Source organism: Pseudomonas sp. NPDC087358 (assembly GCF_044900785.1).
Lineage (GTDB): Bacteria > Pseudomonadota > Gammaproteobacteria > Pseudomonadales > Pseudomonadaceae > Aquipseudomonas.
In genome coordinates, this window is the sequence record NZ_JBJDOA010000011.1 from 188,162 (window position 1) to 197,622 (window position 9,461).

Sequence of the window (9,461 nt, forward strand, 5' to 3'; positions counted from 1 at the left end):
GGGTTGTGTCGCATGTGTGGCATCGTCGGTATCGTCGGCAAGTCGAACGTCAATCAGGCGCTGTATGACGCGCTCACCGTCCTCCAGCACCGCGGCCAGGACGCTGCCGGTATCGTGACCAGCCATGACGGCCGGTTGTTCCTGCGCAAGGACAACGGTCTGGTTCGTGATGTGTTCCACCAACGCCATATGCAGCGTCTGGTCGGTCACATGGGCATTGGTCACGTACGCTATCCAACAGCGGGCAGCTCGACTTCGGCCGAAGCCCAGCCGTTCTACGTCAACTCGCCGTATGGCATCACGCTTGCGCATAACGGCAACCTGACCAACGTCGAGCAACTGGCCAAGGAGATCTACGAATCTGACCTGCGCCACGTCAACACCAACTCCGATTCGGAAGTGTTGCTCAACGTGTTCGCCCATGAGCTGGCCGTGCGCGGCAAGCTGCAACCGACCGAAGAAGACATCTTCGCCGCCGTCACCGATGTGCATAACCGCTGCCGTGGCGGCTACGCGGTCGTGGCCATGATCACCGGCTACGGCATCGTCGGTTTCCGCGATCCGGATGCAATCCGTCCGATCGTCTTCGGCCAGCGTCATACCGACGAAGGCGTCGAGTACATGATCGCCTCCGAAAGCGTTTCGCTGGACGTTCTGGGCTTCACCCTGATCCGTGACCTGGCGCCGGGCGAAGCGGTCTACATCACCGAAGACGGCAAGCTGCACACCCGTCAGTGCGCGGCCAATCCGAAATACGCCCCGTGCATCTTCGAACACGTCTACCTGGCGCGTCCGGATTCGATCATCGACGGCATCTCGGTGTACAAGGCGCGCCTGCGCATGGGCGAGAAGCTGGCCGACAAGATCCTGCGCGAGCGTCCGGATCACGACATCGATGTGGTCATCCCGATCCCTGACACCAGCCGTACCGCCGCCCTCGAGCTGGCCAACCATCTGGGCGTCAAGTTTCGCGAAGGCTTCGTCAAGAACCGTTACATCGGCCGCACCTTCATCATGCCGGGCCAGGCTGCACGGAAAAAGTCCGTTCGCCAGAAGCTCAACGCCATCGAGCTTGAATTCCGCGGCAAGAACGTGATGTTGGTGGACGACTCCATCGTGCGCGGCACCACCTGCAAGCAGATCATCCAGATGGCCCGCGAAGCCGGTGCCAAGAACGTGTATTTCTGCTCCGCGGCACCGGCCGTCCGCTTCCCCAACGTCTACGGCATCGACATGCCGAGTGCTCACGAGCTGATCGCGCACAACCGTTCCACCCAGGACGTGGCCGACCTCATCGGCGCCGACTGGTTGATCTATCAGGATCTGAACGACCTGATCGAAGCGGTCAGCGGCAGCAAAAAGATCAAGATCGACAACTTCGATTGCTCGGTCTTCGACGGCAAGTACGTGACCGGTGACATCGACGAGCACTACCTGAACAAGATCGAGCAGGCGCGTAACGACGCCTCCAAGGTCAAGACCCAGGCGGTCAGTGCGATCATCGATCTGTACAACAACTAATTCAGACAAGGAGTAGGCGGCATGACTCAGCAATGGGATGCCGGTCGACTGGACAGTGATCTGGACGGCGTGGGTTTCGATACCCTCGCCGTACGCGCTGGTCAGCACCGTACGCCGGAGAGCGAACACAGCGATCCACTGTTTTTCACCTCCAGCTACGTGTTCCGCACGGCCGCTGATGCGGCCGCCACGTTTGCCGGCGACATGCCGGGCAACGTCTACTCGCGCTACACCAATCCGACGGTGAACTCCTTCGAGGAGCGCATCGCCGCCCTTGAAGGGGGCGAGCAGGCCGTGGCGACCTCCACGGGGATGTCCGCCATCCTCGCAACCGTGATGAGCCTGTGCAGCGCAGGTGATCACGTGCTGGTCTCCAAGAGCGTATTCGGCTCGACCATCAGCCTGTTCGAGAAGTACTTCAAGCGCTTTGGCGTGCAGGTCGATTACGTCCCGCTGGCTGAGCTGGCCGGCTGGGACGCCGCCATCAAGCCGAACACCAGATTGCTGTTCGTCGAATCTCCGTCCAATCCGCTGGCCGAGCTGGTGGACATTGCCGCGCTGGCCGAGATCGCCCATGCCAAAGGCGCGATGCTGGTGGTCGATAACTGCTTCTGTACACCTGCCTTGCAACAGCCGTTGCGCATGGGCGCAGACGTGGTCGTGCATTCGGCGACCAAGTTCATCGACGGTCAGGGCCGCGCGATGGGCGGGGTGGTGGTCGGTCGCCGCGAGCAGATGAAAGAAGTCGTGGGCTTCTTGCGTACTGCAGGGCCGAGTCTGAGCCCGTTCAACGCCTGGTTGTTCCTCAAAGGCCTGGAAACCCTGAATATCCGCATGCGCGCCCATTGTCAGAGCGCGCTGGAGCTGGCGCAGTGGCTGGAACAGCAGGATGGCATCGAGAAGGTGCATTACGCCGGCCTTGAAAGTCACCCGCAGCACGAGTTGGCCAAGCGTCAACAGAAGGCCTTTGGTGGTGTGGTCAGTTTCGAAGTCAAGGGCGGCAAAGACGGTGCCTGGCGCTTTATCGACGCCACCCGCCTGATTTCGATCACCGCCAACCTGGGTGACACCAAGACCACCATCACTCACCCGGGCACCACTTCCCACGGCCGTCTGTCGCCGCAGGAGCGTGAGGCCGCAGGTATTCGCGACAGCCTGATCCGGGTTGCCGTGGGCCTGGAAGACGTTGCCGACCTCAAGGCCGATCTGGCGCGCGGTCTGGCCGCGCTGTGAGTGATGCCCGTGAGTGCTGAGCCGAGTGAGTTCACCGTGGATGCGGCAAGTGTCCACAACGGCCGGGTAGCACTGGTGACCGGCGCTGCCCGCGGCATTGGCCTGGGCATCGCAGCCTGGCTGATCACCGAAGGCTGGCAGGTGGTGCTGACTGACGTCGATCGCCAGCGCGGTGCTGCCGTCGCGGCGGTGCTGGGGGATAACGCCACGTTCATCGCCATGGATGTCTCCAGCGAAGAGCAGGTGGCCCATGGCGTTGCGCAGGTGTTGGGGGCGTTCGGGCGTCTCGATGCCCTGGTGTGCAACGCTGCCGTTGCCGATCCGCGCAATATCGTGCTCGAGAGCCTTGATCTGGCGCACTGGAACCGCGTGTTGGCGGTCAATCTCAGCGGCCCGATGCTGCTGGCCAAGCACTGCGCGCCGTACTTGCGGGCGCACGCCGGCAGCATCGTCAACCTGAGCTCGACCCGCGCTCGACAATCGGAGCCCGATACCGAAGCGTATGCGGCAAGCAAGGGCGGGCTGCTCGCCCTGACTCACGCCTTGGCCATGAGCCTTGGTCCGCAAGTGCGGGTCAATGCCGTGAGCCCCGGCTGGATCGACGCCCGTGATCCCTCCCAGCGACGCGCCGAACCTTTGTCCGAGGCTGATCATGCCCAGCATCCTGCGGGCAGGGTAGGGACCGTGGAAGACGTTGCGGCGACGGTGGCCTGGTTGCTGTCGAAGAATGCAGGATTCGTCACAGGGCAGGAGTTCGTGGTCGACGGCGGCATGAGTAAGAAAATGATCTATGTGGAATGAATGAACGGCCGGACTGCGACAACTGCTGATAAACGAGAGCGAGCCTTAAGGCTCGCTTTTTTGTTTCTCGCTTGTTGCTCGGCGCTGAAGCTCAAAACAGCTTTTTTAAAAAAAACTTCAAGCAGGGTATTGACTTAGGTTCGGTACCTGCGTAAATTTCGCGGCCTCAGCGAAGCAAAGGGTGATTAGCTCAGCCGGGAGAGCGTCTGCCTTACAAGCAGAATGTCGGCGGTTCGATCCCGTCATCACCCACCATCGTTGAGAGCCAAGTATTTAACCCTACGAGGTTTTGAAAACACGCTGAAGGTTACTGAGATTCAGCAGGACGCCAGTCCAACAATGCGCAGCGGTAGTTCAGTCGGTTAGAATACCGGCCTGTCACGCCGGGGGTCGCGGGTTCGAGTCCCGTCCGCTGCGCCATATTTATACAGATCGGGTTAGCCCGGTTTGCGGTTGAAAGCTTCAGGCGATCAATCAAGGTTTCACGAAACAAGTGCTCGATACTTGTTTCAACAGAGTTAAACAGATGCAAGTCTGTGCGACACGCAGCGGTAGTTCAGTCGGTTAGAATACCGGCCTGTCACGCCGGGGGTCGCGGGTTCGAGTCCCGTCCGCTGCGCCATACATAGCTTCAAGGCCCTTGAACTCCTTGAAGCGACAAAGAAAGCGACCTTAGGGTCGCTTTTTTTGTGCCCGAAAAAAGTTAACCGTCCAACGGCGGTTTCTGCGCTTATCATTCGGACAATTTACCGATAGCGAGTCTCGATACATGCGGATTCTTGTCACAGGGGCCAGCGGATTCATCGGTTCGCGGCTTTGCCAATTGCTGATCGATCAGGGGCACGCGGTCAGAGGCGTCTCCAGAGGCGCAAAGGGAGCCGTTGCCGGTGTCGATTATCGTACGGCGGACTTTACCGACGCCTTGTCGATCAGCGACAGCCTGGAGGGCATCGATTGCATCGTGCACCTTGCGGGCAGGGCACATGTGCTGGACCGGCAAGGCGACTCGCCACGGCTGTACCGAGCGGTGAACCGTGATGCTTCGCTGCAGCTGGCGCGCCTGGCGATGGATGCCGGGGTCAAACGCTTGGTGTTCATCAGTTCGATCGGAGTCAACGGCAACGAGTCGGCGCATCAGCGTTTCAGCGAGACCTCCACGCCTGCCCCGGTGGCCGACTACGCCCGTTCCAAGCTCGAAGCCGAAGAAGGCCTGCGAGCGCTGGTCCAGACTGGCGACATGCAACTGGTGATCATTCGCCCGCCACTGGTTTACGGGACTGAGGCGCCTGGCAATTTCAAGACCCTGCTCAGGGTCGTCGACAAAGGCATTCCCAGTCCATTTGCTTGGGTTCGCAATGCCAGAAGTATTGTCTCGGTGGACAATCTGGCGACGCTGATCGCCTTGACCACGCACCATCCCGAGGCCGCCGGGCAATTGTTTCTGGCCGGTGATGGCTCTGACGTTTCTACCCACCAGATGCTCGCTGCGCTGGCTCGGGGCATGCACAAACGACAGTGGTCGATCCCCTTGCCGCCGTCGCTGCTGGCGTTGCTGCTCAGGCTGGCGGGCAAGGGCGATCTGTTCACCCAATTGTGTGGCTCGCTGACGGTCGATTGCGGCAAAGCCCGGCGACTGCTGGGTTATCAGCCCGATAGCGACACCTTGAGTGCCCTCGAACAGGTGGGCCGTCAATACATCAGGCATCGCTGAACAGGGTTCACAGGCCGTTTCAGTTGCTGGCCTGGCCGGCATTGCAGTGCTGCAGAGCGCGCCGATAAATGCCATGATTGCCGGCTCGTTGAAGCGGCGCTGATTTCGAATTTGGAGAGCTGGACCATGGGCATGAACCAAACCATCACTGTGATCCCGCCGGGTGTGCCGTTGACGGGGCATGTCGCGCCACCTGGCTCGAAGTCGATCACCAATCGGGCACTGCTGCTGGCCGCGCTGGCCAAAGGCACCAGCCACCTGCGCGGCGCGCTCAAGAGCGATGACACCCGGCATATGTCCAACGCCCTGCGGCAGATGGGCGTGACCATTGAGGAACCGGACGACACCAGTTTCGTGGTCACCAGCAGCGGCAGCCTGCAGGTACCAGACGCGCCGCTGTTTCTCGGCAACGCAGGGACCGCGGTGCGCTTTCTGACGGCGGCCGTCTGCACGGTCAACGGCAGCGTCACGCTGGACGGCGACCACTACATGCAGAAGCGCCCGATCGGCCCGCTGCTCGACTCCCTGCGCAAGGGCGGTCTGAACGCTGACAGCGCCACAGGTTGTCCGCCGGTGATCGTTCATGGCAGCGGCTCGATCAAGGCCGCTCGTTTCGAGATCGACGGTGGCCTGTCGAGCCAGTATGTGTCTGCGTTGTTAATGGTCGCGGCGTGCGGCGATGCTCCCGTCGAGGTGGCGCTGACCGGCAAGGAAATCGGCGCTCGCGGCTACATCGACCTGACCCTGGCTTGCATGCGCGCTTTTGGCGCCCAGGTCGAGGTGATCGATGACGCCTTGTGGCGGGTATCATCGACCGGCTACACCGCCTGCGATTACCACATCGAGCCCGACGCATCCGCTGCCACCTACCTGTGGGCCGCTGAGGCGTTGACCGCTGGCAAGATTGACCTGGGCGTGGCGGCTGCGGCGTTTACCCAGCCTGATGCAAAGGCGATGGAGGTCATTGCGCAGTTCCCGCACATGCCGCCTGTCATCAACGGCTCACAGATGCAGGACGCCATTCCTACGCTGGCCGTGCTGGCTGCCTTCAACGAGACGCCTGTGCGTTTCGTCGACCTGGCCAACCTGCGGGTCAAGGAATGCGATCGCGTTCAGGCGCTGCACGACGGCTTGAACCAAGTGCGTCCCGGGCTTGCGACCGTGCAGGGCGATGATCTGCTGGTAGCGTCCGATCCCGGTTTGGCAGGCACTGCCAGCAATGCCCTGATCGATACCCACTCTGACCATCGCATCGCCATGTGTTTTGCCTTGGCCGGCCTCAAGGTCTCCGGGGTGCGCATCCAGGACCCGGACTGCGTCGCCAAGACCTACCCGGGCTACTGGCGTGCGCTGGAGTTTCTCGGCGTTCGGCTGGAACACGGGACGGTTTGACGGGCGAGCACCCCACTGATGTCTGCCCCGCAGGCGTGTGATGTTCAGGCACCGCTCGCCTCGGGGATTCAGGCCAGTCGGCGGTGCATCAGTCCTTCCAGGATTCGCAACGGTGCGGCGCTGGGCGAGCGCATGGATTCCACCGGCAGCATGAAGGTCTGTTCCAGCGCGAACTGCCCGGCCATGGCTGCGTGGGAGACCTGATCGGTGAAGGCCATCCAGCTGCTCCCGGCTGGAAACGCCACGTTGTCCTGGTCGGCATGTTGCTGATAGGACGCGTCGGCTTTCATCCGGTCGTGCAGTTGCAGCATGAAGTGATCGTAGGCGCTGCGCCGGGTTTTGGTGATCCCTAGCGTGTTGAGGAGGCGGCTGGACCCGGGCAGAGGCGGGCGCAGGGTGTTCAGATAACGCCGTGCGACCGAATCGAAAGGCTCGCCGACTCGCCACAGACGTGGCTGACCCGCCGGGTCGATATTGCTGAAGACCCTTAGAATTCGTTGGGTGCCACAAGGGGAAGAGGGGAAATTGTCCACGTGCAAGCGCGAGTCGTCCTTGCGCCAAGAGGTCTGGCGCCCGACGATTTCCACAGGCCGAAAACTGGTGCGCGCCTGGATCAGGCTTCCGCAATAAGGCCCCAGGAGATGGGTCGTCAGCTGCGCGGTGGCGCCGGCGAAGCGCGCCATCAGCCCCTGCAGCGCTTGTAGCTCGGCCCCGCTGCTCTGGCTGCCCTTGAGTAGTCGCCTGTCGGGCAGGTAGCTGATGTTCTTGCTGCGCCCCAGCAACTCGGATTGGAAAATAGGTTGTTCGTTTTCTTCAATAGCGAAGGTCAGGTCTGGAAGAAACACCACATGGCCTGATTCCAGCGCATCGACCAGTTGTTGTTGCTGCGCCGCGTCAATCTGCGGAGCCCAGTTCGACACGGCAAAGCTGAAGACTGGCGACATTGATCGGACACCCTGACTGTCACGGCGGATAGGCCCGCAGATCTTCGTTTCCTGGCGACGATGCGCGGGAGGGGAGGATGTGTTGCAATATGTTTCATTGACAATATGCCGTGCTTGAGGCGTAAGCAACCCAAAGGTAATTCTCGGGTCGAAGTCATGCGGATCGACCGTCAGTCGATTACCACACTCATTTGGCTATTTTCTGTCTGACTGGCTCGGTGGTTGCCGGTTTGCCCTGGCAGGCTGATGCAGCGGGGCTGAGCGCATTGATCGCTCGCCGAATAAAGCAGGATGTACCGACACCCATGCAAACTCTGCGTTGATCCGGCGCGAGCCTTGTTGCAGACTTACCGGCGTTTTCTCCGGTCCACTGTTCTGTTGACCTTTTCCCCAGGATGTTTGATGTCTAAATTACTGAGCTTTCGTACCGCGTGCTGGGCGCTCGCCCTGCTGGCCGCCGCAGGCTGCTCGTCAAAGAAGCAGGCTGTCTACGAGCATGAGAACTTCGACGACGCAGGGACGTTCTCTCGGACTTATCCCGTGTCGGATTCGGCAACCTGCGAAGCCGCTCGGCGCGCGCTGTTGAGTCAGGGATACATCATCACCAGCAGCGATCCGAAGATGATCAGCGGACACAAGAGCTTCCAGCAGACCGGCGAGACTCACATGGAGATCAGCTTCAGTGTGGTCTGTGCCGCTGACGGCAGCGCCGACGGCAAAGCCACCATGTTCGCCAACGCCCTGCAGGATCGCTACGCGCTGAAGAAGGTGAACAATTCGGCGAGTCTGGGGGTCGGTGTGCTGGGTTCGTTGTCGATGCCGATTGGCTCCACGGACGATTCGATGGTCAAGGTTGCCAGTGAAACGGTAGCGTCCTCCAAATTCTATGATCGCTTTTTCACCCTGGTGGAAAACTTCCTGCCACCTGAAGTGAAGAAAGCTGCGCATATCGAAGAAAAGCCCAAGACTGACCTGGGCATGCCCGAGCCTGCGCCAGCCGCCAAGGCAGCAGCGCTGACCGAGCAGAAGCCGGCGCAAGCCGCAGACCCTGCGCCTGCGGCAGTGCCACCACCATTGGCCACGCCGACCACTCAGCCGGCGAGTAGCCCTGAGCAAAGCAGTGAACCCATGCCGGCGCCGGTCGAGCCTGAGCCGGTGAAGGCTGAGTCAGTTGCCCCGGTCGAGCCTGCCCCGGCTCCAACGCCCGAGACAACCTCCGCGCCCGAGACAACCCCCGCGCCTGAGGCGGCTCCGGCGCAATGAGTTGGTTGCCGAAAGCTGCGGTGAGCAATAACCTGGCTTTCAACAGGTCGACGCAGCTGCTGCCTATCCTGTAGCAGTCCGGCTTGTCCCGCGATCTGCTGCGAAGCGGCAGTAAAACCGGCCAACGCGGTGTGTCAGGCATGCGCCGTTCTCAGGTTTACTGCCGGTGCCCGGCAGCTCGCGGGGCAAGCCTGCTCCTACGGGCCTGCGGCCAGTATCAAAAGCAACCGGGTCAGCCCAAAAACAACCGATATGCCGGGTGGTTGCTGTCACCACACTCGCTTCTGCCCGGAGGGCGTAGGAGCGTGGCTTGTCCCGCGATCTGCCGGGAACCGGCAGTAAAATCGGCCAACGCGCTGTGTCAGGCATACGGCGTTCTCAGGTTTTACTGCCGGTTCCCGGCAGCTCGCGGGGCAAGCCCGCTCCTACGGGCCTGGGGCCAGAATCAGAAGCAACCGGGTCAGCCCAAAAACAACCGATATGCCGGGTGGTTGCTGTCACCACACTCGCTTCTGCCCGGAGGGCGTGGGAGCGTGGCTTGTCCCGCGATCTGCTGCGAAGCGGCAGTAAAATCGGCCAATGCGGTGTGTCAGGCA

At 61.3% G+C, this 9,461-nt stretch carries 7 protein-coding genes and 3 tRNA genes; 9 read left to right on the forward strand and 1 reads right to left on the reverse strand.

Translation table 11 applies throughout. The features are described 5' to 3' along the window. The first annotated feature begins 12 nt into the window (after positions 1-12). The 8 genes from purF to ACI2KS_RS23235 all read left to right on the forward strand — a co-directional run bounded on the left by purF (position 13) and on the right by ACI2KS_RS23235 (position 6,658). Positions 13-1,521: an amidophosphoribosyltransferase gene (gene purF / locus ACI2KS_RS23200; RefSeq protein WP_404623342.1), complete on the forward strand. Its 1,509-nt coding sequence runs from the start codon at positions 13-15 to the stop codon at positions 1,519-1,521. Positions 1,522-1,542: 21 nt separating this feature from the next. Beyond that, positions 1,543-2,754, forward strand: coding sequence for an O-succinylhomoserine sulfhydrylase (locus ACI2KS_RS23205; protein ID WP_404623343.1), 1,212 nt, complete (start codon positions 1,543-1,545; stop codon positions 2,752-2,754). Positions 2,755-2,790: 36 nt separating this feature from the next. Next, positions 2,791-3,555 carry an SDR family oxidoreductase gene (locus ACI2KS_RS23210; RefSeq protein WP_404623356.1) on the forward strand — a complete coding sequence of 255 codons (765 nt, stop codon included), beginning with the start codon at positions 2,791-2,793 and terminating at the stop codon, positions 3,553-3,555. Positions 3,556-3,734: 179 nt separating this feature from the next. Further along, positions 3,735-3,810 (forward strand) — tRNA-Val (locus tag ACI2KS_RS23215). Positions 3,811-3,898: 88 nt separating this feature from the next. Continuing rightward, positions 3,899-3,975: transfer RNA gene (locus ACI2KS_RS23220), tRNA-Asp, on the forward strand. A gap of 125 nt (positions 3,976-4,100) precedes the next feature. Continuing rightward, a tRNA-Asp gene (locus ACI2KS_RS23225) sits at positions 4,101-4,177 on the forward strand. Between the two features lie 147 nt (positions 4,178-4,324). Further along, positions 4,325-5,266, forward strand: coding sequence for an NAD-dependent epimerase/dehydratase family protein (locus ACI2KS_RS23230; RefSeq protein WP_404623344.1), 942 nt, complete (start codon positions 4,325-4,327; stop codon positions 5,264-5,266). A gap of 126 nt (positions 5,267-5,392) precedes the next feature. Continuing rightward, a complete protein-coding gene (locus ACI2KS_RS23235) occupies positions 5,393-6,658 on the forward strand; it encodes a 3-phosphoshikimate 1-carboxyvinyltransferase (protein ID WP_404623345.1) in 1,266 nt (421 codons plus the stop codon). Positions 6,659-6,726: 68 nt separating this feature from the next. Here the strand turns inward: ACI2KS_RS23235 and ACI2KS_RS23240 are convergent, their stop codons facing one another. Then, the gene (locus ACI2KS_RS23240) at positions 6,727-7,602 is read right to left on the reverse strand and encodes a Kdo hydroxylase family protein (RefSeq protein WP_404623346.1); all 876 of its coding nucleotides are present in this window, start codon (positions 7,600-7,602) and stop codon (positions 6,727-6,729) included. Positions 7,603-8,004: 402 nt separating this feature from the next. Here ACI2KS_RS23240 and ACI2KS_RS23245 point away from each other — a divergent pair, with 402 nt between their 5' ends. Continuing rightward, the gene (locus ACI2KS_RS23245) at positions 8,005-8,865 is read left to right on the forward strand and encodes a DUF2242 domain-containing protein (RefSeq protein WP_404623348.1); all 861 of its coding nucleotides are present in this window, start codon (positions 8,005-8,007) and stop codon (positions 8,863-8,865) included. The last annotated feature ends 596 nt before the right edge of the window (positions 8,866-9,461 follow it).

What these genes read in the sequence shown, in the direction of transcription:
- purF (WP_404623342.1), top strand. Translation starts at nt 13, where the DNA reads ATGTGTGGCATCGTCGGTATCGTCGGCAAGTCGAACGTCAATCAGGCG.
- ACI2KS_RS23205 (WP_404623343.1), top strand. Translation starts at nt 1,543, where the DNA reads ATGACTCAGCAATGGGATGCCGGTCGACTGGACAGTGATCTGGACGGC.
- ACI2KS_RS23230 (WP_404623344.1), top strand. Translation starts at nt 4,325, where the DNA reads ATGCGGATTCTTGTCACAGGGGCCAGCGGATTCATCGGTTCGCGGCTT.
- ACI2KS_RS23235 (WP_404623345.1), top strand. Translation starts at nt 5,393, where the DNA reads ATGGGCATGAACCAAACCATCACTGTGATCCCGCCGGGTGTGCCGTTG.
- ACI2KS_RS23240 (WP_404623346.1), bottom strand. Translation starts at nt 7,602, where the DNA reads ATGTCGCCAGTCTTCAGCTTTGCCGTGTCGAACTGGGCTCCGCAGATT.
- ACI2KS_RS23245 (WP_404623348.1), top strand. Translation starts at nt 8,005, where the DNA reads ATGTCTAAATTACTGAGCTTTCGTACCGCGTGCTGGGCGCTCGCCCTG.